Below are 22677 nucleotides of genomic sequence, written 5' to 3'. Positions count from 1 at the left end.
TCATCCTGAACGCCGGCGCCTACACGCACAGCTCGATCGCGTTGATGGATGCGATCTCATCCGTCCAGTTGCCGGTGGTCGAAGTGCACATGTCCAACATCCATGCACGCGAATCCTTTCGGCACAGATCCTACATCGCGCCGGTCGCGCTCGGGCAGATCTGCGGTTTCGGCGCACAGAGCTATGTTCTGGCTTTGGACGCCCTTGCCGCTCATTTGCAGGACACGGGGGGCGCATGAACCTAAGCGAGTATCTGAATTTCCTGAGCTATGTGAAAACCCTAGAAGAGCTCTGGGCCGCTCATACCGACCAGATGGAGCAATACGGGTTCGATCGGCTTTTGTATGGCCATACTCAATACCGCACGCCTACATCGCTGGGAGATCCCGAAGATTTCGTGATCCTGACCAACCACTGCAAGGAATACATGGACGGGTTCCTGCGCGATGGGCTGTATTTCCACGCGCCGATGCTGAAATGGGCCCTGAATCACGAAGGTGCGGCCAGTTGGCGCATGATTCAGGATATGATGTCCAGCGGCACCATGACGGCCGAGGAGCGCAAGGTCTACGATTTCAACAAATCCAAGGGAATAACAGTCGGTTACACGGTCAGCTTTACCTCGGTGTCGGTTCGCTCGAAGGGTGCGATCTCGCTGGCCTCGCTGAGCCGCACGCAGGACGAATTGGACGCGATCTGGGCCGAGCATGGTGCCGATATCCTGCTCATGAACAATGTCGCGCATCTCAAGATCCTCACCCTGCCCTATGTTCCGCCGAACCGCGCGCTGACCAAACGGCAACGAGAGGCGCTGGAGTGGGTCGGAGACGGCAAGACGACGCAGGACATCGCGCTGCTGATGGGGCTGACCTCGGCCACGGTCGAAAAACACCTGCGTCTCGCGCGCGAGGCGCTATCGGTCGAAACCACGGCCCAGGCCGTGCTGAAGGCGTCGCTGCACAATCAGATATTCGTCATGGAAGCCTAACCTGCACACCCGCGCCCAACTTCAAGTTGACGCTGGGTAAGGAATACATGACTTTCCCGAACGCCCCCAAAATCGCACAGTGATATCGTTCCGTGAGTGGTGGCTTTGGCCAGGGAACATTGGGTCGGATCCTTGTATTTCCAAGGCAGTTCGACCACCTCTGGCGACGGGCGCTTATTCGTCCGCGATCCGTTGTTGGTAATCACGGGGGGCCTCGTCCATCCCCATTAGTAACGAGGCCTCCCGACATTCTTCTTCCGACTTTCGCACTAAAAAAAACCGGCTGCGCGGGGCGCAACCGGTTCGGTCTGGTTGGCCCGGCACAATTGCCGGGCGCTGGCCGGGTCAGCCTTGCGCGGCCTTGGCGACCTCGGCGGCAAAGTCTTCTTTCTCGACCACGATGCCTTCGCCCACTTCCAGGCGCACGAAACCGGTGATGGTTGCGCCGGCTTCCTTGGCCGCGGCTTCGACGGTCAGGTCCGGGTTCACCACGAACTGCTGGTTCAGCAGGGTCGACTCGGCCACGAACTTCTTCATGCGGCCTTCGATCATCTTTTCGATCACCTGCTCGGGCTTGCCGGATTCGCGGGCGATGTCCATCTGAACCTGCTTTTCCTTCTCGACCACGGCCGGATCCAGATCGGCTTCAGACAGAGCGGCCGGGTTCACGGCGGCGATGTGCATAGCAATCTGTTTGCCGATTGCTTCGTCACCACCCGACAGAGCAACCAGAACACCGATCTTGCCCATGCCGGGGTTTGCGGCGTTGTGCACATAGGACACCACGCTGTCGCCTTCGATCTTGGCCATCCGGCGCAGCGACATGTTCTCGCCGATCTTGGCGATCTTGTCGGTCAGGATGTCGGCAACGGTCTTGCCGCCCAGATCGGCGGCCTTCAGCGCTTCGACATCGTCGACATTCAGCGCCGCTTTTGCGATCTCGCCGACCATTTCCTGGAACTCGGCATTCTTGGCGACGAAGTCGGTTTCGGCGTTGACTTCGACGGCAACACCCTTGCCCCCATCGACGATAACGGCCACCAGGCCTTCGGCCGCGGTGCGGCCCGATTTCTTGGCCGCTTTGGCCAGACCCTTGGTGCGCAGCCAGTCGACGGCGGCCTCCATGTCACCATTGGTTTCGGTCAGCGCCTTCTTGGCGTCCATCATGCCTGCGCCCGTCGCGTCGCGCAGTTCTTTCACCAGTGCTGCTGTGATTGCCATGGTTCGGCTCTCCTCAATTCAAATGGGATTGGGGCAGGTCATACCCTGCCCCATATGTCAGTCATGTGACAGGCAGCTTACGCCTCGGCGGGGGCTTCGCTGGTTTCGGCCACGGCTTCTTCCGCCGGAGCTTCCTCCAATGCGCCCAGATCGACGCCAGCGGCACCCAGCTGCGCCGACATGCCGTCCAGCGCCGCGCGCGCAGCAAGGTCGCAGTACAGCGCGATCGCGCGGGCTGCGTCGTCGTTGCCCGGGATCACATAGTCCACGCCATCGGGCGAGCAGTTGGTGTCCACCACGGCCACGACCGGGATGCCCAGCTTGTTGGCTTCGGCAATGGCCAAGGCTTCTTTCTTGACGTCGATGACGAACAGCAGATCCGGAACGCCGCCCATCTCGCGGATACCGCCCAGCGAGGCCTGCAGCTTGGCCTGGTCACGCTCCATGCCCAGACGCTCTTTTTTTGTCAGGCCTTCGGCGCCCGATTCCATGGCTTCGTCGATCTGGTTCAAACGCTGGATCGACTGGGAAACGGTTTTCCAGTTGGTCAGCGTGCCGCCCAGCCAGCGGTGGTTCATGTAGTATTGGGCCGATTTCTCGGCGGCTTCGGCGATCGGGCCAGCAGCCTGACGCTTGGTGCCCACGAACAGAACACGCCCGCCCTTGGCGACGGTGTCACGAACGGCCTGCAGCGCCTGGTCCAGCATCGGAACGGTCTGGGTCAGGTCGATGATGTGGATGCCGTTGCGCGCGCCGTAGATGTACGGAGCCATGCGCGGGTTCCAACGTTGGGTCTGGTGGCCGAAGTGAACGCCAGCTTCCAGCAGCTGACGCATGGTGAACTCGGGAAGAGCCATGCTGTGTTTTCCTTTTCCGGTTTACGCCTTGGCGGGGGTGAAAGAAGCGGTTGCTCCAACCGGCGGCCGTGATGAGGATGTCTCCCTCAAAACGGCCAAACCCCGCCTGCGGGTTTGAATGGCGCGCGTATACGGCAGGATATCGGGCAACGCAAGGGGTAACCGCCCCTATTTTTCAGGGCGCGCCAAGGCGTGCGCATGGCGGATGGCCTCTTCGCAATGGGCCGCCAGCGCCTTCCGGTCGGGAAAATCGCTGACCTTGGCCGGCGCGTGATAGATCAGTTCGACCCGCCCCTGACGCCGCGCGCCCAGTGTCTTGAGCAGATGCGGCCCGAAATCCATGTCGCCCCACCAGCCATAGAACCTGACCGGTTGCCCGGCTGGTGCATGATAGATCACCGTCACCGGCTGAACATACATGAAGTCACGCAGTTCCTCGGCGAAGAACGCCGCAAAAAGCGTTGTTTTGAAGGGCAGAACCCGCAACCCGTCGGTCGAGGTGCCTTCTGGGAAGAATAGCAGCTTGTGCCCGGCTTTCAGGCGCTCTTCGAACAGCTTGGTCTGCGCGTGGGCCTTTCTGCGGTCACGTTCGATGAACACGGTCCCGGCGGCGCGGGCTAGAAAGCCGATGCCGGGCCATTTGGCCACCTCGGCCTTGGACACGAAATACACCCGCTTTCGGGCATTGAGCGCGAAGATGTCCAGCCACGATGAATGGTTGGCCACAACCGCGCCGTGCTGTCGCATCAACGCGCCCGAGGTCTGGAAACCGATGCCCAGGATACGAAATGCGTTGCGCGACACGAGTTGCGGGACAAAGGCCGAAACCGGGCGGCGTATCCCGCATAGGGGGCGTTCGAACAGGCGGATGGTCAGCAGAACGATCAGCCCAACGACCACCAACAGCGCCAACGGCAGCCCGCGCACCAGCACCAGAACCCAGCCCAGCAGGCCCAGCCGGACCGGGTCGGGGGCGTCGTCGCTGTACCAAAGCGCCTGGTTCGTCACGTCACGCTCCGCCATAGATGCGCCTCTGCCGGTCGTTCATGCGCGCGGTGTCCAGGATCAGGCAGACATCGGTGGTGTTGAAGGCGTGGTCGATGAAGGCCCCCTCCCCAACGAACCCGCCCAGCCGCAGATAGGCCTTGATCAGCGCGGGCACCTGCACCATCGCCGCGCGGCGGTCCAGCTTATCGGGGGCGACCAGGTCCATGCTTTGAAACACTTCTGGTTGCGCCCGCACGCGCAGTTCTGGCGGGGCCAGGTGGTTGTGGTGCAGCATCGACAAGGGCTGCGCCAGCGCCTGCACGTCGGTTCCGTGGAAACTGGCGACTCCGAACAGAACCTCGATGTCCCGCTCGGCCACATAGCGCGCCAGCCCGTTCCACAGATGATACATCGCGGTTCCGCCGCGATAGTCGGGATGCAGGCATGACCGGCCCAGCTCCAGCAGCTTGCGCCCGCTGCGCTTCAGGACCGTCAGGTCATATTCGTCTTCGGAATAGAACTGGCCCAGTTCGGCCGCCCGGTCTCCGGGCAGCAGGCGATAGACGCCGACAACCGCACCGGTCGAGTCGTCATAGGCCAGCATGTGATCGAAATACGGATCGAACCGGTCGCGCTCAAGGCGTTCGGCGTGATCGACCATCTCACCACCGCCGCCCAGTTCTTGCACGAAGACGTCGTAACGCAGTCGCTGCGCCGCGCGCAGTTCGTCATCGGTTTCGGCCAGTTTGACTGTGAATGAAAGGCCTGCGTCCGGCATGTGACAAGGTCGGTTCCCAGTTGCGATCTCAGCGCTGATACCGCAGCCGCACGGCGAATGGCAACACGAACCGGGTGGCGAGCAATGTTAACCTTTCCTAAACCAGTTTCAGGGATCAAGAACCGGCATCAGGGCGATGCGTGTTCCGTCAATCACCACTTTGCCCTGGTCGCGAAAGTTCACGGTGATCTTGCCCGCGATGTTGGACTGGACCTGTCCAACACCCCAATCGGGGAAATCGGGGTGGCGGACATACATGCCCGGTGCAAGAATGGCATTCATATCTGTCATGCGGCGGCTCCGGGTCGTGCATGGGCGGATATTTCAGGAGGTACGCATGGGCGACACCAACGTCAACCTGGCCGAGTTGATCGGCTCTCGGATCTGCCACGATCTGATCAGCCCGATCGGCGCGATCACCAATGGGCTGGAGCTGTTGGAAATGGTTGGCGGCACCCAAGGCCCCGAGATGGAGCTGATCACAGGCAGCGTCGGCAGCGCCGGGGCGCGAATCCGGTTCTTCCGCGTGGCCTTTGGCGCGGCCAGCGATCAGCCGCTGGGCCGCAGCGAAGTGACGGACCTGCTGCGTGATGTCGAGCGTGCGGGCCGTGTCCGGGTGCATTGGAACGTCACCGAGGCGATGCCGCGCAATCAGATCAAACTGGCCTTTCTGGCCATCATGTGCTGCGAAAGCGCCATGCCGATGGGCGGCGAGGTCAAGATCGACAGCGTGGGCGACAAATGGACGGTCACTGGTACGGCCGACCGCATGAATGTTGATCCCGACCTTTGGAAAAGCCTTCCGACCGGCACATTCGCCAACAAGGTCACGCCGGCGCAGGTGCAGTTCGCCCTGCTGCCGCAGACGGCGGCCGCACAGGGCCGACGGGTCACGGCCGAAACGGGCGCGACCCGCGTGGTGCTGCGGTTTTGACGCGGCGACTCAGGCGCGCGTCGTGCCGTTGCCGCGCACCAGGTATTTGAAGCTGGTCAGCTGCGCCGCCCCCACCGGGCCGCGTGCGTGCATCTTGCCCGTGGCGATCCCGATCTCGGCGCCCATTCCGAACTCACCTCCGTCGGCAAACTGGGTCGAGGCGTTGTGCATCAAGATCGCACTGTCGAGCCGTTCAAAGAAGCGGTCGGCGGCGGACTGATCCTCGGTCATGATGCAATCGGTGTGGTTCGATCCGTATTGGCGGATATGCGCGATTGCCGCGTCGATATCGGCCACCGGTATTGCGGCGATGATGCTGTCCAGAAACTCCTTGCCCCAATCGTCATCGCTGGCCGGCACAGTGCCTTCGGTGGCCAGCGCACCTGCGGCATGCACCTCGACGCCCGCGGCCAGCAGCGCCGCGATCACGTCGCGCCCCAGCGTTTCCGCGATATCCTGATGCACCAGCAGGCATTCTGCCGCACCGCAGATGCCGGTACGGCGGGTCTTGGCGTTCAGCACCACGTCCAGCGTTTTCTGCGGATCCGCTGCCTTGTCGATGTAGATGTGCACGATCCCTTCAAGATGGGCAAAAACCGGCACCCGCGCCTCGCGCTGAACCAGCCCGACCAGCCCCTTGCCGCCGCGCGGAACGATGACGTCGACATAGTCGGTCATGGTCAGCAATTCCTGCACCGCCGCCCGGTCACGGGTCGGGACCAGCTGGATCGCATCCTCGGGCAGGTTTGCGGCCTTCAGACCCTCGACCAGACAGGCGTGGATCGCGGTCGAGGAATGAAAGCTCTCGGATCCGCCGCGCAGGATCACGGCGTTGCCCGATTTCAGGCACAGCGCCCCGGCATCCGCGGTCACGTTCGGGCGGCTTTCATAGATCACGCCGATCACGCCAAGCGGGGTGCGTACCCGGCGGATGTTCAGCCCCGAGGGCATGTCCCATTCCGCCAGAACCTCACCCACCGGATCGGTCTGTGCGGCCACGGTGCGCAACCCGTCGACCATGCCCTGAATGCGCGCCTCGTCCAGCATCAGACGGTCCATCATGGCGGGGCTCAGACCCTTTTCGCGGCCATAGTCCAGGTCTTTCTTGTTGGCCTCGATGATCTGTGCGCGGTTCTTCCAAACGGCTTCGGCGGCGGCCATCAACGCCGCGTGTTTGCGTTCGGCCGAGGCGAAGGCCAGGTCCCGAGACGCATCCTTGGCGCGCTTGCCAAGATCGGCCATCAGGGCGGGAATGCTGTCAAAGTCCTTCATGTCATCTGCCTTTCCGGTCGTCGGACCAGCCAAATCTATCAGTTTTCGCGGCTACAAAGCCAGATCGTCACGGTGGATCATCACCGCACGGCCGGGATAGCCGAGGGTGTCCTCGATCTCGGAGGATTTGCGCCCCTTGATGGCGTCGGCCTCGTACGCGGTGTAGCGGCTGAGCCCCAATCCCATGCGTCGGCCCTCGTGGTCCTTGATGGCCACCGGGTCGCCCCGTCCGAAATCGCCCGTCACCTCGACGATGCCGGCCGGCAACAGGCTTTTGCCATTCTCCAGCGCCCGCGCGGCCCCTGCATCGACCGTGATCTCGCCCCGCGGCTTCATCGCCGAGATCCAGCGTTTGCGCGCCGCATGCGGGTCCAGCTTGGCCTTAAACCAAGTGCTGTTCGCGCCATTGTTCAGCAGCTTCAGCGGGTTCAAAGGCGATCCTTCCGTAATCGCCATGTCGCAGCCCGCCGCCGTCGCCATCTGCGCGGCCATCAGCTTGGTCTTCATGCCGCCCTTGGACAGCCCCGAACCGGCGTCACCGGCCATCGCTTCGATCTCGGGCGTGATCGCGTCGATCACGTCAAACCGGGTGGCAGAAAGGTCCTCGGCAGGGTTGCCGGTGTAGAATCCATCGACATCGGACAGCAGAATCAATTGGTCCGCACCGACGGTCACGGCGATCTGCGCGGCTAGGCGATCATTGTCGCCGTAACGGATTTCATCCGTGGCCACCGTATCGTTCTCGTTCACGATGGGCACAACACCCAAACCCAGCAGAGTTTCCAGCGTCGCGCGCGAATTCAAGTACCGGCGGCGGTTCTCGCTGTCTTCGAGCGTCACCAGAACCTGCGCCGTGGTGATGTTGTGCGGTGCCAACGCCTCTTCATAGGCCCGCGCCAGCCGGATCTGCCCGACGGCGGCAGCGGCTTGAGATTGCTCCAGCGACAGTGCGGTTGCGGGCAGGCCCAGAACACCGCGCCCCAGGGCAATCGAACCGGAAGAGACCAGAACCACATCCGTCCCCTGCCCTTTGAGCCACGCCACGTCCTGCGCCAGCGAATGCAACCAGTCCGAACGCAGCTTGCCGGTCGCACGATCGACCAGCAACGCCGAGCCGATCTTGACCACCAGGCGCTTTGCGTCGGTCAGGGCTGCCACGTCTCGCGCTCCTCGGTGGGTTTCTGGCGCAGGCGGTTCTCGTCGATCTGGGCGCGCAGGGCTCGCAGAACTTCGGTCACGCCCTGCCGGGCGACGCCCGACATGGTCATGACAGGGCCACCCACGGCCTCTTCCAGCTCGGCCTTGGCCAGTTCAAGCTGTTCTTCGTCCAACGCGTCAATCTTGTTCAGCACGGTGATACGGGGCTTGTCGGCCAGCGCGCCGCCATAGGCCTCAAGCTCGTGGATGATGGTGTGATAGTCCTGCGCGATGGTCTCAGACGTGCCATCGACCAGATGCAGCAACACCGCGCAGCGTTCGACATGGCCCAGGAAACGGTCGCCGATGCCGCGGCCTTCATGCGCGCCTTCGATCAGGCCGGGAATGTCGGCCACCACGAACTCTACGTTGTCCACGCCGACGACGCCCAGATTGGGGTGCAGCGTGGTAAAGGGATAATCGGCGATCTTGGGCCGGGCGTTCGAGGTGGCGGCCAGAAAGGTCGATTTGCCCGCATTCGGCAGGCCCAGCAGCCCCACATCGGCAATCAATTTCAGACGCAACCAGATTGTACGGTCTACGCCCGGCTGCCCCGGATTGGCCCGGCGCGGCGCCTGGTTTGTGGCCGATTTGAAATGCAGGTTGCCAAAACCACCATTGCCACCCCGCGCCAGCAGGACACGTTGCCCCACCTCGGTCAGGTCGGCGATCACCGTCTCCTGATCCTCGTCCAAGATCTCGGTTCCGACGGGCACACGCAGGATGATGTCGTCGCCATCCTTGCCGGTGCGTTGCTGGCCCCGGCCGGGCTGGCCGTTCTTGGCAAAGAAATGCTGCTGATAACGGAAGTCGATCAGGGTGTTCAGCCCGTCCACGACCTCGGCCCAGACGGACCCGCCCTTGCCGCCGTCCCCGCCATCGGGGCCGCCGTATTCGATGTACTTTTCGCGTCGGAAGCTGACGCACCCGCTACCGCCGGCCCCGGACCGGATGTAGACCTTTGCAAGATCGAGAAATTTCATGTCAGTCCCCTACTGCAAAGGCCCCATCGGCCACAAGTCAGAGTTTTTTGCTGTACGTCCAGGTGGGCACATTTGCGTCGCGCGCCACCGAGAAGCTTTCGGCATCGCCAAGATACTGGAACCCGCAATGGGTCAGAACCCGCGCCGAGGCGGGATTGTCCTGAAACACGCTGGCAAACATCGTGGCGTTTTCCAGCGGGTTCGCCTGAACCAGCGCTTCCACCGCCAGCGAGGCGATGCCCGTGTTCCAGTACAAGGGCGCGACCCAATAGCCCACTTCGGACTGGTTACGATCGAGCCGCTTGAGCGAGATCACCCCGATCAACTCGGGCCCGCCATCCTTGGTGGCGTCCATGGCCCAGACGTCCTCGTCCCGATCCTCGGCCATGGCGCGGGTTACGAAAGCCTCGATCGAACCGGGCGGCAAAGGGTGCGGGATCGACGTGGTCATGCGCGCCACGCGCTCGTCCCCTGCGTAATGCTCGATCAGGCCCATGTCCGACCGGCGCAGCGGGCGCAGGTCGAACCGCTCGGTTTCAATGACCGGCTGATTTATGATTGCCTCAAGTTTCATTGGTGTGTTCCTCCTCCGAACAACACGAAAAGTACGGATGCAACAGTCAAACCCGCGAGAGTCCACATCAGATATTTTTCCGCCGGCCGTCCCGCAACCACACGGGCAATTCTATCCCCCGCAAAGGTCCAGATCGGATGCAGGACCAACTGGCAGGTCAACAGAACGAGCGCGATCGTGAGCGTCGCACTCAGCACCGATGTCCCCGCCGCGACGAAACCGGTGAACCCCGCGATGATCATCGCCCACGCCTTGGGGTTCAGTGGATGCACCACCAACCCGGCCCAGAATCCGGGAACCGACTCGCCTGCGCCCTGATTGGACAGGCGCAGGTTGGAGATTTTCCATGCAAGCCGGCAAATATATGCCGCCGAAGCATATTTCAGAACTGCAAACGCGGTGGGGGCCTGTTCTGCCAGTTGCAGAAGGCCAAAGCCCAGCGGCCAAATGATCAGCTGCTTGCCCAGAATCACGCCCGCCACGAAAGGCAGTGCCGCGCGGAACCCATAGCGCGCACCCGTTCCCAACAGGACCATGTTGGCCGGTCCCGGCGTGCCGACCTGGCTGGCGGCAAAGATCAGGAAACTGGTGGTCGCAACGGGCATCGGGGTTTTCGATCACATCTGCGTCAAAACGAAAAAGGGACCGGCACTTTGTGCCGGTCCCCCATGAATTTTTCTTAAACCTTCTGGGTTTCGGCTTACTCTGCGGCCTCCGCCACTGGCAGGACCGAAATGAAGGTGCGGTTTTTCAGTCCCTTGTGGAACTTCACGGCGCCATCAACGGTTGCAAAGATGGTATGATCCTTGCCCATGCCAACGCCTTCGCCCGGCCAGAACTTGGTGCCGCGCTGACGCACAATGATGTTGCCTGCAACGGCAGCCTGGCCACCATACAGTTTCACGCCAAGGCGACGACCCGCTGAGTCGCGGCCGTTACGGGAGGAACCGCCAGCTTTTTTATGTGCCATTCTCTCTCTCCTTAGCCTTTGGCCAGCTCTTTGGCCTGCTCAACCCATTCGGGTTTCACTTTGACCGTTTCGATAGCAGCAATCTGCTCGTCCGACAAGGCGGCCAGAGCGGCAAAGCTTTCGATACCGGCCTCGGCCAGTTTCTTGGCAGCTGCGGGACCAACACCGGTGATCTTGGTCAGATCGTCAGCGGCAGCATCGGCCGGGGCCTCTGCCTTGGCAGCGGCTTTTTTGGCGGGTTTCGCTGCTTTCGCAACTTCACCTGCCGGTGCGGAACCGGTGGCGGCCTTGACGCCCGACTTGTCCGCACCCGAGGGCAGGATGTCGGTGATCTTGACCAGGGTCAGCTTCTGACGGTGGCCAACGGTGCGCTTCGAGCTGTGCTTGCGGCGGCGCTTGACGAATTTGATGACCTTGTCACCTTTGATCTGTTCGATCACTTCTGCCTGAACGGCCGCGCCATCGATGAACGGCGCACCGACAACGGGGGCATCGCCACCCAGCATCAGAACGTCGTTGAATTGGACTTTTTCACCTGCGTCGGCAGCCAGTTTTTCAACGCGGAGCACGTCGCCCGCCTGAACCTTGTACTGCTTGCCGCCAGTCTTGAGGACTGCAAACATGCGTCTTTCCTTTTTCTACCGCGTTCTGTGGTCCCCGTCAGACGGGTGTTTCGGCCAAAGCCACCTCGAACAGCGCGCCCTTTTCGGGCGGATGAACGACCATCAGGGCGCACCCGTCCGGCCAGCAATAACGAGACCCGGCGCGGAGGTTCCGGCCGGGATGCGCGCTTATCCATGGATACAGGCCCAAAGTCAACACCAAACCGCGCCTAAAGATCTGATGCGTTCAGAACCTGCCCCACCGTAAAGCCAACCTGATAGGAAAGATCCTCGTACATGTCGCCAAGCCCCGCAAACAACGCGCGGTTCAGCGCCCGGCCGGCCTCGGTCCGGGAAAAAGCGATGTTTTCGCGCAGCTGCGCCGGATCAAGCGGACCATAGGCCAACATCAGGAACGAATACAGCCATTCGCGCGTGTCATCCTCGGTTTCTCCGGCCTGTTCGAGCAGTTGCGCCAGCATCTGGTCACTGTCCGCGACCACGCCCTGCCCGTCGGCGAGCCCGCGCAGAAACGCGTAATCCGCGCCGAGGGTGCCGGCGACATTCTGGTCCACTAGATCATTGATCTGGACAAATTCGTCGATCAAGCGAAAGAACTCGGCCTCCTGATCCGCCCCGGCAAGGGCGTCCAAGGCCGCCTGCCGGATCGATTCTTCCGAAAAGGCCCGCCGGGCGGAATTCTCGAGCCGAACGACCGTCCGGCCGGTCTCGCCCTCGAAAAACACGGCCGCCTGTGTCATCTCGGTCGCGGTCATCCCGGCGGCTAGGGACTCGATCAGCCGATCATGCATCCACGCAGGGTCATAGAGGTCCTCGATCTGAGCCCGCAGATACGAGCCGCCCCGGCCCTCCAGCATGGCCGCGTCGATGTCACCGACTTGCTGAACGCCCTCGTTGCTGAGAATCTGCGCCACCTCGCGCAGGTGCAGCGCTGCAGCCAACCGCTCGGCCGTCTCGGACGTTGCCGCGGCGGCCGCCCATCCGGCGCAGATCAGCCACAGGGTCAGAACAACCCGCATCAGATGTCCTGAACCGGGCGCAGCTCGGCCATCCGCGCGGCCAGCGTCTCGAACCGGTTCGCCATGATCTCGTACTGCACCGCATTGAGCAGTTCATAGACCTGCTGCATCAACGGATGCTCGAGCGCGCGGGTGTAGGTCTCGAGATCGGCGTCCGAGAAAGTTTGATAAGTATAAGCGGCATTGGCCAACGCCGACTGCTGCATTGATTGGCGCATCTGGGTCTCGTTCGCCTTCATCATCGCGCGCAGGCCGTCGGCGTCGAGTTGCAGATCGATGACACCGGCCGCACTGGCCGCCAGAAGAAAACGCACCTGGATTTCCTGGACCGCCCGCAGCGCCGTTTCGCTGGCGTCGATCGCCCTGTTCATCCGCTTGAGGATCTCGACCCGCATCGACCCCTCTCGGACCAGATCGGCCACGATCCTGAGACCCTCGGCCTGCTTGGCGTCATCGTCCTCGATCATGTGCGAGGCGTTCTCCGCTTCGACCAGTCGCTGCCCCAGATCCGAGGCATAGAACTCGACCGCATGGGTCAGGGCCTCGTCGCTAAGCGTCTGCTCCAGTATGGACACAGCGGTTTCGTGCATCTTTTCGGTGTCGAACACCTCTTCCGACAACCGTGTCCATTGCGAACCGAACCCCTCGGGGTCGATCCCCACCATCTGAGGCGCCGAAGCGGACGCCAGCGCGATGCTCTCCAGCGCCACGTCGAATCCGGTGGTTTCCAGGAAGGCCTCAATCCGGTCTCGGCTTGCGGCCTGCGCCGCCTGCCCAAGCGCAAACAGCAGACCCAGCGAGAAAATAGCGATACGAGCGATGAAGGTAATGGAGTATTGCATGGGCTTCAGCCTAGGATATTTCACCGCTCAGGCAATGGAAAATCGGCCGGATGCGATATTGACGAATTTTCTGCTTGCACCCTCCGGCGATCATCACTAAATCCCCCCCTCACAGAACCCCGCGGAGAGGTGCCGGAGTGGTCGAACGGGGCGGTCTCGAAAACCGTTGTGGGTGCAAGCCCACCCAGGGTTCGAATCCCTGTCTCTCCGCCACTACCCCCAATACAAGAGCGCATTGCAGTACGCGGCGTGGATGAATTGATAGCGCCCTTTTCCCGTGACGGCGTGATCTTGCCGGCCCAACTGCGCCGATCAGCGCCCGGCGGCTCAAACGCGGATCGGGGAAGGAAAACACGGGTTTTCCCCTTTGAACTCAACTAGTTTGAGCACATCTCGATACCATGCATCCAAAGAGGAGACCCGTGATGTCCCGCCTGATCCTTGTCGCCGTCATCGCCGTTCTAGGCGTCGGCGCCTATTTGTATTTGAACCAACCCGAACCCACTCCGGCCGAGAAACTTGAATCGGCCGCGCAACAGGCCGGAGAGGCCATCGGCGACGCCGCGACCGCCGTGACCGAAGCCGCAGAGCAAGCACTTTCGGAAGCTGGAGATCAAGCCAGCGAAGCTGCGTCTTCAGTCGTCGAGCAGGCCTCGGAAACTGCCGAGCAGGCGGGTCAGGCCGCCACTGACCTTGCCGATCAGACCAGCGATCAGGTGGCTGCGCTGACGGCTCAGGGAAGCGAACTGATCAACGCTTGGGTTCAGGAGGGCATGCTGACCGCGGATCAGTTCGACTATGACAAGATGGTTGACGAGGTGCGCAACAGTCAGCTGAGCCAGGACATCCAGGCCAAGGTCATTGCCATTCTGGACGAGATCAAGGCCGCCCCGGAAACCGCCGCCCTGAAGCTGCAGGAATTACGCAACCTGCTGATCCAATGAGGTTTTCCTGGGCCGCCCGGCAGCATGGCGCAGGATGTCCGGCCAAGCCGAGCCGCTTCCGTAACGTAACAGAACGGGTCGATTGACGGACAGGGCCGCATTTGCTTGGCTTGGCTCCAACAGGCTGCCCTGATCGGCTGTGGCCTTGGTTGATCCCAGCGTGCGGGCAATCCACCCGCTTGGGACGGGCCACAAAAAATCGGGTAACGACCCAAGAGGAAGAGCAAAGTGACCGAGTTGCCCAAAACCATGTTCGCCGTGGTGCAGAAATTCGAAGGATACGCCAAAACCGCCACCGGACCTGTGATCGAGCAAGCCTCGGACTGGCTGGAAGAGGTCGAAATCCCGGTGCCCGCTGCGGGGCCCGGTCAGGTTTTGATCCGTCTGCGCGCCGCTTCGGTGAACCCGTCCGACATCCACTTCATCAAGGGTGAATACGGCCAGCCACGCGTCAAGGGCGCCCCGGCTGGCTTCGAGGGGTGCGGTGACGTGGTCGCTACCGGAAAAGGGGCCGAGGCGCTGATGGGCCAGCGCGTGGCTTTCGTCGCCTCGGGTTCGGGGGTCTGGGCCGAATATGCGCTGACCCAGGCACAGATGTGCATCCCGTTGCGCGCCGAGATTTCGGATGACGACGGGGCCGCGCAGATCGTGAACCCGCTGACTGCGATGGCGATGGTCGATATCGCCAAATCGGCCGGAGAATCCTTTGTCGTATCGGCGGCAACCAGCCAGTTGGGCAAGCTGATGTGCGGGTTGGGGCGTGATCTGGGGCTGAAGCCCATCGCCATGGTTCGCCGGGCCGAGGCGGTCGAATTGCTGAAATTCCACGGCGCGGCCGAGGTTCTTGTGACCACCGACAGCGATGTTGTCGAGAAATTCGCGCAGACCAGCGCAACCCTGAAACCGCGCGTGTTTCTGGATGCGGTCTGCGACCAGCTGTCCGAGCAGATCTTCTGCGCCATGCCCAACGGCGCGCGCTGGGTCAGCTATGGCAAGCTGAGCACCGAGGCCCCGCGACTGACCCAGATGGGGCAAATGATTTTCATGAGCAAGCGGATCGAAGGGTTCTGGCTGACTCAGTGGATGATGTCCACGCCGCCCGAGGACCAGATGCGCGTGGTGGCCGAAGTGCAAGCCCGGTTTGCCGACGGACGCTGGAAAACCGACGTGTCCGCGCACCTGCCGCTAAGGAACATCGTGTCGGGCCTGGCCGATGCGATGAAAAAGAGTGACGGGAAGGTCATCATCACGCCATAGTAGAATAAGCCCCCCGGAGATTGGAGGAGATCCGGGGTGCGCAAAAGACGCCGGGCCAACCGGCAATTGGGAGGAGAATTTGGACAACGCACAGCTGCTGATTAGCGGGCTGGCGAATGGCTGTGTCTACGGCCTTATCGCGCTTGGCTTCGTGCTGATCTACAAGGCGACCGAAGCGGTGAACTTCGCTCAGGGCGATTTCATGATGCTGGGCGCCTTCGTCACCATTGGGTTGACCAATACCGAATATATGGGCCTGCCCTTCTGGCTGGCCCTACCCATCTCGCTGGGGATCATGGGCGCGCTAGGGTATCTGCTGGATCGGCTGATCATCCGCCGCCTGTTCGGGGAAAGCCAGACCGCCGTGGTCATCCTGACCATCGCCCTGGGCTTCGTGATCCGCTTTGTCGCCGGGCTGATCTGGGGCCACGAGCCGCAGACGCTGGAAAATCCGCTGGCCGGCAAGGAGGTCCGCTTTGGCGGGCTGGTTCTGGGGATGGAGGACGTGGCGGTCATCGTCGTGACCGTGCTGCTGACCTGGGCGCTGTACGTGTTTTTCAGCAAGACCAAGCTGGGTCTGGCGATGCAAGGCGCCTCGCAGAACCAGCTGGCGGCCTATTACATGGGGGTGCCGGTCAAGCGTGTGCAGGGTTTCATCTGGGGGCTGGCCGGTGTCGTGGCCGGGATCGCGGGGATCCTGTTCGCCGCCAAGGGCTCGGTCGATCCAACCACCGGGCTGCTGGGGATCAAGGCCTTTGCGGCGGCGGTCATCGGCGGGTTCGGTAGCCTGCCCGGAGCTTTGGCGGGCGGTCTGATCGTCGGCGTGATCGAACCCTTTGCCAGCCGCTACATCGCCGCGGGCTACAGCCAGATCGCGCCTTATGCGCTGTTGTTGGCGGTGCTTATCTTCCGTCCGCACGGCCTGTTCAGCCAGGTCCGGGTCAAGAAGGTCTGAGCGCATGAGGATCGTTTTCAAAACCGACTACATGCAGGACATCCGCCCGTGGAAGGACGGATACCAATTGTCGCTCTACCTGCTCCTGCTGGCGGTGGTCTTTGCCGCGCCGTGGTTGCTGGACGCGTTCTATCTGGGAGAGCTGACGAACGTTCTGATCTGGGCCATCGCCGGGCTGGGCCTGATGATCCTGACCGGGCATACCGGCCAGGCCAGCCTGGGCCACGCGGCGTTTCTGGCCTTTGGCTGTTATGCCAACGTGATCCTGATCGAGGCCGGCGTGCCGTTTCTGGTGGCATTTCCGCTGGCCGGCATTCTGACCGGTATCGCCGGGGTCACTGTCGCCATTCCTGCCCTGCGGCTGCACGGCATCTATCTGGCGATCTTCACCCTGGCTCTGTCGATCCTGATGGACGACCTCATCGTTCTTGCCGAACCAATCACCGGCGGCGTGGCGGGCAAGTACATGGGCGGAGTCGAAATATTCGGCCATCTGGTCGATCGTTGGGGCACGCCCGAGCAGTTCTACTGGCTGGTGCTGGCCGTCACGGTTCTGGTCACGCTGGGCTATATCAACCTTCTGCGTACGCCGCTGGGGCGCAGCTTCATCGCGGTGCGTGACTCGGAAGTGTCCGCGCAGGCGATGGGCATCGACATCGCGCGCACCAAGACAGTGTCCTTCGCCCTGTCTTGCGCCGTTACCGGATGGGCGGGTGCGCTGATGGGCCTCTATGCCGGGGCCTTCAACAACGAAACCTTCAGCGTGGTGATCTCGATCCAGCTGCTGATGATGATCGTGATCGGCGGGCTGGGCTCGATCCACGGCGCGTTTCTGGGCGCCATCGTCATCGGGTTTCTGCCGCAGTTCCTGTCGATCGCCAAGGAATATGCAGGCGCCCTGTTCGGTGGCGGAACCGTCGCCATTCCGGGGCTGGAATTCGGCATCTTCGGCATGATCCTGATCGGGTTCATCCTGTTCGAGCCGATGGGCATCTATGGTCGCTGGCTGAAAATCCGCACGTGGTTCGAGCTGTTCCCCTTCTACCGCAAGGACATGTTCAAGCGGCAGAAATCCTATCTCAAGACGGAGCGCCTGAGATGAGCCTGCTGGAATTCGAGAACGTCACCCTGAAATTCGGTGGCCTGACGGCGGTTAACGACCTGTCCTTTTCGGTCGAAGAAGGCGAGGTCTTTGCCATCGTCGGACCGAACGGGGCGGGCAAATCCACGGTGTTCAACCTGATCTCGCGCTTTTACGACCCATACGCGGGCCAGATCCGGTTCGACGGGCACGATCTGCTGCAGGTGAAGCCCTCGGGTGTAGCCGCCTATGGCGTCGCGCGCACCTTCCAGAACATCGAGCTGTTCGAACATGCAACCGTGTTGCAGAACCTGCTGGTCGGGCGGCACCGCCACCGGCGTACCAACCTGCTGTCTGAGGTATTCTTTACTCCCTCGGCCCGCCGGCAAGAGCTGGAGAACCGCGAGAAGGTCGAAGAGATCATCGATTTCCTCGACCTGCAGGCCTATCGCGACAAGATGATCGCCGGCCTGCCCTACGGCGTCCGCAAGGTGGTCGAGGTCGCGCGCGCGCTGGCCACCGACCCCAAGCTGCTGCTGCTGGATGAACCGGCCTCGGGGCTGTCGGTCGAAGAAACCACCGACATGCGCTGGTGGATCGACGACATCCGGCGGCAGATGGGGATCACAGTGTTGATGGTCGAACATGACATGGGGCTGGTCTCGGGCGTGTCCGACCGGGTGCTGGCCATGGCCGATGGGGCGAAACTGGCCCTAGGGACACCGGCGCAGGTGCAATCGCACCCCGCCGTCGTCGAAGCCTATCTGGGGAAAGCCTCATGAGCGCACCGATTCTGAGCATCCGCAACATCGAAAGCTTCTATGGCCCGATCATGGCGATCCGCGGCGTGTCGCTGGACGTGCAAGCGGGCCAGATCGTCTCGATCCTGGGCGCCAACGGGGCGGGCAAGACGACGCTGATGAAGACCGTCTCGGGCGTGATGGACCCGGAAAAGGGAACCATCACCTTCGACGGCGAGGAAATCCAAGGGTTAGAGCCGCACAAGATCGTCCAGAAGGGCATCGTGCATGTGCCCGAGGGGCGCGAGGTGTTCCCGCTGCTGACGGTGAACGAAAACCTCAGCCTGGGGGCCTATACCCTGCACGACAAGGCCCAGATCGAGCGCGACCGCGAGTTGGTGTTTTCTTACTTCCCGGTCCTGAAGGAACGTCGCAATCAAGAGGCCGGCACTTTGTCGGGTGGGCAGCAGCAGATGCTGGCCATCGGCCGCGGCCTGATGGCCAACCCGCGCATCATGCTGCTGGACGAACCCTCGCTGGGCCTGTCGCCGCTGCTGGTCCAAGAGATCTTTGGCATCCTCAGACGTTTGAACGACGAGCAGAACATGACCATGATGCTGGTCGAGCAGAACGCCAACGCCGCGCTGGAACTGGCCGATCATGGTTATGTCATGGAGGTCGGGCGCATCGTGATGGACGGCCCCGCCGACGTGCTGATGCGGTCCGAGGACATCCAGAACTTCTATCTGGGCGTGCAGGAGGAAGGCGCGCGGGAAAACCGCCGCTGGAAACGCAAAAAGACGTGGAGGTGAGCCGGATGAACATGACCACCCTGCCCCCGCAGACCACCATCAACGGCGTTCAATTCAACGCCACGCCCGGCCAGCGCCCCGTGAGGGTCGATGGCTGCGTTACCATCCCCGAGCTGTTCCAGAAACGCTGCGCCGCCCTGGGCGACCGCACCGCGCATCGGGAAAAGGATCTGGGCATCTGGAAATCCTATTCCTGGGCCGACTACTGGCAGCACGCCAAATGGATCGGGCTGGCGCTGCGCAAGCTGGGACTGCAACGCGGTGAGGTCGTCTCGATCCTGTCCGAGGACCGCAAGGAATGGGCCTGGTTCGATCTGGGCATCCAATGCGTCGGCGGCATCGCCTCGGGCGTCTACACCACCGATTCCGCCAGCCAGCTGAAATACCTGGTCAATGACAGCAACAGCCGCTTTCTGATCGTTGAGGACGAGGAGCAGCTTGACAAGTTTCTGGACATTGAAGACGAGGTGCCCGGCCTGTTGAAGGTCATCATCCTTGAAGACGAAGGCCTGCACGACCTGGCCCATCCCCGCTGCATGATGATCAAGGATCTCTATGCCCTCGGCCGTGAGGCCGAGCGCGAAGAGCCGGGCCGATTCGAAGCCGAAATCGCGCTGGCCACGCCGCAGGACACTGCGCTGCTGATCTATACCTCGGGCACCACCGGCATGCCCAAGGGCGCGATGGTTAGTAACGAAAACATCATGGCCGCGATCGAATGCGGCGCACGCTGCCTGCCCGCGCTGGAGACGGATGAGCAGCTTTGCTTTCTGCCGCTGTGTCATATCCTGGAACGCGATGTTTCGATTTACTTCCCGCTGGCCTCGAAATGCACGGTGAACTTCGCGGAAAGCCCCGAGACGGTCTTTGCCAACCTTCAGGAAGTGTCGCCCTCGACCTTCACCGCCGTTCCGCGCGTGTGGGAGAAGATCTATTCGCAGGTGCTGATCATGGCGCAAGAGGCCACCCCGGCCGGGCGTGCCGCGTTTGGCATGGCGCTGAAAGCCGGGATGAAACGGGCCGAGTACATCCTGCAGGGCAAACCGGTGCCGCCGGCGGTGGCCGCGAATTTCTGGCTGTGGGACCGGCTGGTGCTGCGCAACCTGCGCCGGATGCTGGGCATGGACCGGCTGCGGCGCGGCGGGTCGGGCGCGGCCCCGATCTCGCCCGAGCTGCTGAAATGGTACTGGGCCATCGGCGTGCCGCTGGTCGAGGGCTTCGGCATGACCGAGACCTCGGGCATCGCCACGCTGAACACGCCCGAGGCCAACCGCATCGGCACCATCGGCAAGCCCGCACCGGGGATCGATCTTCGCATCTCGGACGGGGACGAAATCCAGATCCGCGGCCTGAACGTGTTCCAGGGCTATTGGCGCAACAATGCCAAGACTGCCGAAACCTTCACCGCCGATGGCTGGCTGCGCACCGGCGATATGGGGCACGTGGACGCGGACGGCTATGTCACCATCACCGGCCGCCTCAAGGACATCATCATCACCGCCGGCGGCAAGAACATCACCCCGGCCGAGATCGAAAGCCGGTTGAAGTTCTCGCATTACATCTCGGACGCGGTGATCATCGGCGACCGCCGCAAGTACCTGACGGCGCTGGTGATGATCGATCAGGAAAACGTCGAGAAGTTCGCGCAGGATCGCAAAGTGCCGTTCTCGAACTTCGCTTCGCTCTGCGCTGCAGCCGAGGTGCGCGAATTGATCGGCGCGGAAGTGGCCGCGGTGAACAAGGAATTCGCGCGGGTCGAACAGATCAAGGATTTCCGCCTGATCGACGTGCTGCTGACCGCCGAAGATGACGAACTGACCGCGACGATGAAACTGAAACGCAGCCTGGTGGAAAAGAAACACGCGCATCTCATTGAAGACATGTACAAATAGAACAGGGATCAATACTAAGGGAGGAAGACACATGACCAAAGCAATCAGACGGCTGGCGGCGGCAACCGCCCTGTCCGCCCTGGCCTCGATGGGCTGGGCCGAAACGCAAGGCGTGACCGACGACGAAATCGTCATCGGGTCGGTCAATGACCTAAGCGGCATTTTTGCCGCCGTCGGGGTTCCGGCCACCAAGGGCGCGAACGTGGTGTTCGACCGGGTCAACGCCAATGGCGGCGTGCATGGCCGCAAGATCCGCTATGTGGTCGAAGACAACGGTTACCAGATGCCGCGCGCGATGCAGGGCTACAACAAGCTGCTGAACCGCGACAAGGTGTTTGCGATGCTGCAATCTCTGGGCACGCCGATGAACCTGGCCGGGTTCAAACTGCTGGACCCAAAAGGCATTCCCAACGTCGCCCCCCTGTCGGCCGCGCGGCAGATGCTGCAGGAGCCGATGAAGAACAAGTTCACCTCGTTTTCCAGCTATTACGACCAGGCGCGCGTGGGCGTGAAATATCTGGCGCAGGAATTCGGCGGCGACAAGGTCTGCACGATGTATCTGCCCACCGATTTCGGCAAGGAAATCCTTGAAGGCAGCCAGGAAGGCGCCAAGGAAGCCGGCATTACCTTTGCCGCGGAAACCACTCACAAACCTGACGAAACTGATTTCGTGGGCTCGCTGAGCAAGCTGAAGGAAGAAGGCTGCAACATCGTCACCATCGCGCTGGGCGTACGGCAGGCCATCACCGTGGTCGGTACCGCCAAGAAGATGGGCCTGACCGACATGAAATTCCTGGGCACCTCGGCCAGCTTCCTGACCGTGGTGGCACAGGTGCCGGGTGGCGTGACCGACGGCTTCTACGCCGCCGCCTCGTGGCAGGATCTGTGGGCCCGCGCGGATGAACCCGCCCCCAAGGCCTTCATCGAGGAATACAAGGCCGCCACCGGCGAAGATCCGGTGGGCTTTTCGATGCTGGGCTATGCGGCGGCCGAAATGATGGTCAAGGCGCTAGAGGCCGCCGGCCCCGAGCTGACACATGACAGCTTTATCGCTGCGATGGAGTCACTGGATTATCAGGATGATCTGGTGGGCAACCACATGACCTTTGGCCCCGACGACCATCAGGGCGCCGATACGGTCTATGTCAGCGTGGTGGAAAACGGGGCGTGGAAGAAGATGCACGAGGAATAACACCAACTTCCGACCACGAAAAAAGGGCTCGCGGATGCGAGCCCTTTCCATTTTGTGCCCTCGGAAGCGATTAACGCTTCGAGAACTGGAACGAACGGCGGGCTTTGCGCTTGCCGTATTTCTTCCGTTCCACGACGCGGCTGTCGCGGGTCAGGAAGCCTGCGGCCTTCAGCGCGCCGCGAAGGCTGGGATCGTACAGCTGCAGCGCTTTCGAGATGCCGTGCTTGACCGCACCGGCCTGACCGGTCAGGCCACCGCCTTTGACGGTTGCGACCACGTCGAATTCACCTTCGACACCGGCAACCTGGAACGGCTGGCGCAGGATCAGCTGCAGAACGGGCCGTGCGAAATACACGTCCTGGTCTTTGCCGTTCACGGTGACCTTGCCGGAGCCCGGCTTGATCCAAACGCGGGCAACAGCGTCTTTACGCTTGCCGGTTGCATAGGAGCGACCCAGCTCGTCACGCACGGGCTCGCGCACGACGGTTTCTTCGGCCACGGTTTCAACGCCTGCGACGGCGCTCAGCTCTTCGAGAGTATTGATCTGATCAGCCATCGG

26 protein-coding genes and 1 tRNA gene are annotated in these 22677 nt (G+C 62.1%); 12 read left to right on the top strand and 15 right to left on the bottom strand.

Annotated elements, in window-relative coordinates; all coding sequences use genetic code 11:
• Both AC2FM3_RS14225 and AC2FM3_RS14220 read left to right on the top strand, forming a co-directional pair.
• The coding region (locus AC2FM3_RS14225) for a type II 3-dehydroquinate dehydratase (protein WP_496682963.1) at nucleotides 1–239 on the top strand (239 nt) is incomplete at its 5' end.
• Nucleotides 236–988 (top strand): helix-turn-helix transcriptional regulator, encoded by a 753-nt coding sequence (locus tag AC2FM3_RS14220; RefSeq protein WP_496682961.1) that lies wholly within the window; start codon nucleotides 236–238, stop codon nucleotides 986–988. The genes AC2FM3_RS14225 and AC2FM3_RS14220, both read left to right, overlap by 4 nt.
• 345 nt (nucleotides 989–1333) lie before the next feature.
• Here AC2FM3_RS14220 and tsf read toward each other — a convergent pair whose 3' ends face one another.
• The 5 genes from tsf to AC2FM3_RS14195 form a co-directional block, all read right to left on the bottom strand.
• Nucleotides 1334–2209, bottom strand: a complete 876-nt coding sequence (tsf, locus tag AC2FM3_RS14215; RefSeq protein WP_496682959.1) for a translation elongation factor Ts — start codon at nucleotides 2207–2209, stop codon at nucleotides 1334–1336.
• 77 nt (nucleotides 2210–2286) lie between these two features.
• A complete protein-coding gene (gene rpsB, locus AC2FM3_RS14210) occupies nucleotides 2287–3066 on the bottom strand; it encodes a 30S ribosomal protein S2 (protein WP_490360883.1) in 780 nt (259 codons plus the stop codon).
• A gap of 168 nt (nucleotides 3067–3234) precedes the next feature.
• The gene (olsA, locus tag AC2FM3_RS14205; RefSeq protein WP_496682955.1) at nucleotides 3235–4089 is read right to left on the bottom strand and encodes a lyso-ornithine lipid O-acyltransferase; all 855 of its coding nucleotides are present in this window, start codon (nucleotides 4087–4089) and stop codon (nucleotides 3235–3237) included.
• The gene (olsB, locus tag AC2FM3_RS14200; RefSeq protein WP_496682953.1) at nucleotides 4076–4831 is read right to left on the bottom strand and encodes an L-ornithine N(alpha)-acyltransferase; all 756 of its coding nucleotides are present in this window, start codon (nucleotides 4829–4831) and stop codon (nucleotides 4076–4078) included. The genes olsA and olsB overlap by 14 nt, the downstream gene beginning before the upstream one ends.
• Nucleotides 4832–4939: 108 nt before the next feature.
• Nucleotides 4940–5122 carry a DUF3553 domain-containing protein gene (locus AC2FM3_RS14195; protein WP_496682951.1) on the bottom strand — a complete coding sequence of 61 codons (183 nt, stop codon included), beginning with the start codon at nucleotides 5120–5122 and terminating at the stop codon, nucleotides 4940–4942.
• Nucleotides 5123–5168: 46 nt separating this feature from the next.
• Here AC2FM3_RS14195 and AC2FM3_RS14190 point away from each other — a divergent pair, with 46 nt between their 5' ends.
• A complete protein-coding gene (locus AC2FM3_RS14190) occupies nucleotides 5169–5765 on the top strand; it encodes a histidine phosphotransferase family protein (RefSeq protein WP_496682948.1) in 597 nt (198 codons plus the stop codon).
• Between the two features lie 9 nt (nucleotides 5766–5774).
• Here AC2FM3_RS14190 and AC2FM3_RS14185 read toward each other — a convergent pair whose 3' ends face one another.
• From AC2FM3_RS14185 to AC2FM3_RS14145, 9 genes are all read right to left on the bottom strand, one after another.
• The gene (locus AC2FM3_RS14185; RefSeq protein WP_496682946.1) at nucleotides 5775–7037 is read right to left on the bottom strand and encodes a glutamate-5-semialdehyde dehydrogenase; all 1263 of its coding nucleotides are present in this window, start codon (nucleotides 7035–7037) and stop codon (nucleotides 5775–5777) included.
• Nucleotides 7038–7088: 51 nt separating this feature from the next.
• Entirely contained in the window at nucleotides 7089–8195 is a 1107-nt protein-coding gene (gene proB, locus AC2FM3_RS14180; protein WP_496682943.1) for a glutamate 5-kinase, read from the bottom strand.
• The gene (obgE, locus tag AC2FM3_RS14175) at nucleotides 8183–9217 is read right to left on the bottom strand and encodes a GTPase ObgE (RefSeq protein WP_005983058.1); all 1035 of its coding nucleotides are present in this window, start codon (nucleotides 9215–9217) and stop codon (nucleotides 8183–8185) included. Before obgE ends, proB begins: the two co-directional genes overlap by 13 nt.
• A 37-nt stretch (nucleotides 9218–9254) precedes the next feature.
• Nucleotides 9255–9791: a GNAT family N-acetyltransferase gene (locus tag AC2FM3_RS14170; protein WP_093962048.1), complete on the bottom strand. Its 537-nt coding sequence runs from the start codon at nucleotides 9789–9791 to the stop codon at nucleotides 9255–9257.
• Nucleotides 9788–10396 carry a LysE family translocator gene (locus AC2FM3_RS14165; RefSeq protein ID WP_496682940.1) on the bottom strand — a complete coding sequence of 203 codons (609 nt, stop codon included), beginning with the start codon at nucleotides 10394–10396 and terminating at the stop codon, nucleotides 9788–9790. The genes AC2FM3_RS14170 and AC2FM3_RS14165 overlap by 4 nt, the downstream gene beginning before the upstream one ends.
• A 95-nt stretch (nucleotides 10397–10491) precedes the next feature.
• The gene (rpmA, locus tag AC2FM3_RS14160) at nucleotides 10492–10761 is read right to left on the bottom strand and encodes a 50S ribosomal protein L27 (RefSeq protein ID WP_005983052.1); all 270 of its coding nucleotides are present in this window, start codon (nucleotides 10759–10761) and stop codon (nucleotides 10492–10494) included.
• Nucleotides 10762–10772: 11 nt separating this feature from the next.
• Nucleotides 10773–11384 carry a 50S ribosomal protein L21 gene (locus AC2FM3_RS14155; protein WP_496682937.1) on the bottom strand — a complete coding sequence of 204 codons (612 nt, stop codon included), beginning with the start codon at nucleotides 11382–11384 and terminating at the stop codon, nucleotides 10773–10775.
• A 209-nt stretch (nucleotides 11385–11593) separates the two neighbouring features.
• Nucleotides 11594–12403 (bottom strand): DUF2059 domain-containing protein, encoded by an 810-nt coding sequence (locus AC2FM3_RS14150; RefSeq protein WP_496682934.1) that lies wholly within the window; start codon nucleotides 12401–12403, stop codon nucleotides 11594–11596.
• Nucleotides 12403–13245, bottom strand: a complete 843-nt coding sequence (locus AC2FM3_RS14145) for a DUF2059 domain-containing protein (protein WP_496682931.1) — start codon at nucleotides 13243–13245, stop codon at nucleotides 12403–12405. The genes AC2FM3_RS14150 and AC2FM3_RS14145 overlap by 1 nt, the downstream gene beginning before the upstream one ends.
• Nucleotides 13246–13368: 123 nt before the next feature.
• Between AC2FM3_RS14145 and AC2FM3_RS14140 the strand changes: the two genes are divergently transcribed.
• The 9 genes from AC2FM3_RS14140 (at nucleotide 13369) to AC2FM3_RS14100 (ending at nucleotide 22118) form a co-directional block, all read left to right on the top strand.
• Nucleotides 13369–13458, top strand: a tRNA-Ser gene (locus tag AC2FM3_RS14140).
• A 212-nt stretch (nucleotides 13459–13670) separates the two neighbouring features.
• A complete protein-coding gene (locus tag AC2FM3_RS14135; RefSeq protein ID WP_496682930.1) occupies nucleotides 13671–14189 on the top strand; it encodes a hypothetical protein in 519 nt (172 codons plus the stop codon).
• Nucleotides 14190–14417: 228 nt separating this feature from the next.
• On the top strand, nucleotides 14418–15446 hold the full coding sequence (locus AC2FM3_RS14130; RefSeq protein ID WP_496682928.1) for an alcohol dehydrogenase catalytic domain-containing protein: 1029 nt from the start codon (nucleotides 14418–14420) through the stop codon (nucleotides 15444–15446).
• Between the two features lie 79 nt (nucleotides 15447–15525).
• Entirely contained in the window at nucleotides 15526–16401 is an 876-nt protein-coding gene (locus tag AC2FM3_RS14125) for a branched-chain amino acid ABC transporter permease (RefSeq protein ID WP_170450009.1), read from the top strand.
• Between the two features lie 4 nt (nucleotides 16402–16405).
• A complete protein-coding gene (locus tag AC2FM3_RS14120; protein ID WP_496682925.1) occupies nucleotides 16406–17503 on the top strand; it encodes a branched-chain amino acid ABC transporter permease in 1098 nt (365 codons plus the stop codon).
• Nucleotides 17500–18264, top strand: a complete 765-nt coding sequence (locus AC2FM3_RS14115; protein ID WP_149775121.1) for an ABC transporter ATP-binding protein — start codon at nucleotides 17500–17502, stop codon at nucleotides 18262–18264. The genes AC2FM3_RS14120 and AC2FM3_RS14115 overlap by 4 nt, the downstream gene beginning before the upstream one ends.
• Nucleotides 18261–19034: an ABC transporter ATP-binding protein gene (locus tag AC2FM3_RS14110; protein WP_496682923.1), complete on the top strand. Its 774-nt coding sequence runs from the start codon at nucleotides 18261–18263 to the stop codon at nucleotides 19032–19034. Before AC2FM3_RS14115 ends, AC2FM3_RS14110 begins: the two co-directional genes overlap by 4 nt.
• Nucleotides 19035–19039: 5 nt before the next feature.
• Nucleotides 19040–20926: an AMP-dependent synthetase/ligase gene (locus AC2FM3_RS14105; RefSeq protein WP_496682921.1), complete on the top strand. Its 1887-nt coding sequence runs from the start codon at nucleotides 19040–19042 to the stop codon at nucleotides 20924–20926.
• A gap of 31 nt (nucleotides 20927–20957) precedes the next feature.
• Complete coding sequence (locus tag AC2FM3_RS14100) at nucleotides 20958–22118, top strand: ABC transporter substrate-binding protein (RefSeq protein WP_496682919.1); 1161 nt, start codon at nucleotides 20958–20960, stop codon at nucleotides 22116–22118.
• A gap of 70 nt (nucleotides 22119–22188) precedes the next feature.
• Here the strand turns inward: AC2FM3_RS14100 and rpsI are convergent, their stop codons facing one another.
• Nucleotides 22189–22674, bottom strand: coding sequence for a 30S ribosomal protein S9 (rpsI, locus tag AC2FM3_RS14095; protein WP_149775125.1), 486 nt, complete (start codon nucleotides 22672–22674; stop codon nucleotides 22189–22191).
• Between the last annotated feature and the right edge of the window lie 3 nt (nucleotides 22675–22677).

This window comes from Ruegeria sp. BHSB172, from assembly GCF_059613165.1.
The sequence above is the reverse complement of the archived record's forward strand: the minus strand, read 5'-3'. Positions and strand labels throughout refer to the sequence as shown.

Excerpts from the sequence above, each read along its gene's own strand:
- obgE (WP_005983058.1), bottom strand. The coding sequence starts at position 9,217 with ATGAAATTTCTCGATCTTGCAAAGGTCTACATCCGGTCCGGGGCCGGC.
- AC2FM3_RS14120 (WP_496682925.1), top strand. The coding sequence starts at position 16,406 with ATGAGGATCGTTTTCAAAACCGACTACATGCAGGACATCCGCCCGTGG.
- AC2FM3_RS14165 (WP_496682940.1), bottom strand. The coding sequence starts at position 10,396 with ATGCCCGTTGCGACCACCAGTTTCCTGATCTTTGCCGCCAGCCAGGTC.
- rpmA (WP_005983052.1), bottom strand. The coding sequence starts at position 10,761 with ATGGCACATAAAAAAGCTGGCGGTTCCTCCCGTAACGGCCGCGACTCA.
- AC2FM3_RS14185 (WP_496682946.1), bottom strand. The coding sequence starts at position 7,037 with ATGAAGGACTTTGACAGCATTCCCGCCCTGATGGCCGATCTTGGCAAG.
- AC2FM3_RS14145 (WP_496682931.1), bottom strand. The coding sequence starts at position 13,245 with ATGCAATACTCCATTACCTTCATCGCTCGTATCGCTATTTTCTCGCTG.
- rpsI (WP_149775125.1), bottom strand. The coding sequence starts at position 22,674 with ATGGCTGATCAGATCAATACTCTCGAAGAGCTGAGCGCCGTCGCAGGC.
- AC2FM3_RS14170 (WP_093962048.1), bottom strand. The coding sequence starts at position 9,791 with ATGAAACTTGAGGCAATCATAAATCAGCCGGTCATTGAAACCGAGCGG.
- AC2FM3_RS14110 (WP_496682923.1), top strand. The coding sequence starts at position 18,261 with ATGAGCGCACCGATTCTGAGCATCCGCAACATCGAAAGCTTCTATGGC.
- AC2FM3_RS14135 (WP_496682930.1), top strand. The coding sequence starts at position 13,671 with ATGTCCCGCCTGATCCTTGTCGCCGTCATCGCCGTTCTAGGCGTCGGC.
- AC2FM3_RS14150 (WP_496682934.1), bottom strand. The coding sequence starts at position 12,403 with ATGCGGGTTGTTCTGACCCTGTGGCTGATCTGCGCCGGATGGGCGGCC.
- AC2FM3_RS14105 (WP_496682921.1), top strand. The coding sequence starts at position 19,040 with ATGAACATGACCACCCTGCCCCCGCAGACCACCATCAACGGCGTTCAA.
- AC2FM3_RS14115 (WP_149775121.1), top strand. The coding sequence starts at position 17,500 with ATGAGCCTGCTGGAATTCGAGAACGTCACCCTGAAATTCGGTGGCCTG.
- AC2FM3_RS14155 (WP_496682937.1), bottom strand. The coding sequence starts at position 11,384 with ATGTTTGCAGTCCTCAAGACTGGCGGCAAGCAGTACAAGGTTCAGGCG.
- rpsB (WP_490360883.1), bottom strand. The coding sequence starts at position 3,066 with ATGGCTCTTCCCGAGTTCACCATGCGTCAGCTGCTGGAAGCTGGCGTT.
- AC2FM3_RS14195 (WP_496682951.1), bottom strand. The coding sequence starts at position 5,122 with ATGACAGATATGAATGCCATTCTTGCACCGGGCATGTATGTCCGCCAC.
- tsf (WP_496682959.1), bottom strand. The coding sequence starts at position 2,209 with ATGGCAATCACAGCAGCACTGGTGAAAGAACTGCGCGACGCGACGGGC.
- AC2FM3_RS14100 (WP_496682919.1), top strand. The coding sequence starts at position 20,958 with ATGACCAAAGCAATCAGACGGCTGGCGGCGGCAACCGCCCTGTCCGCC.
- AC2FM3_RS14190 (WP_496682948.1), top strand. The coding sequence starts at position 5,169 with ATGGGCGACACCAACGTCAACCTGGCCGAGTTGATCGGCTCTCGGATC.
- AC2FM3_RS14220 (WP_496682961.1), top strand. The coding sequence starts at position 236 with ATGAACCTAAGCGAGTATCTGAATTTCCTGAGCTATGTGAAAACCCTA.
- olsA (WP_496682955.1), bottom strand. The coding sequence starts at position 4,089 with ATGGCGGAGCGTGACGTGACGAACCAGGCGCTTTGGTACAGCGACGAC.
- olsB (WP_496682953.1), bottom strand. The coding sequence starts at position 4,831 with ATGCCGGACGCAGGCCTTTCATTCACAGTCAAACTGGCCGAAACCGAT.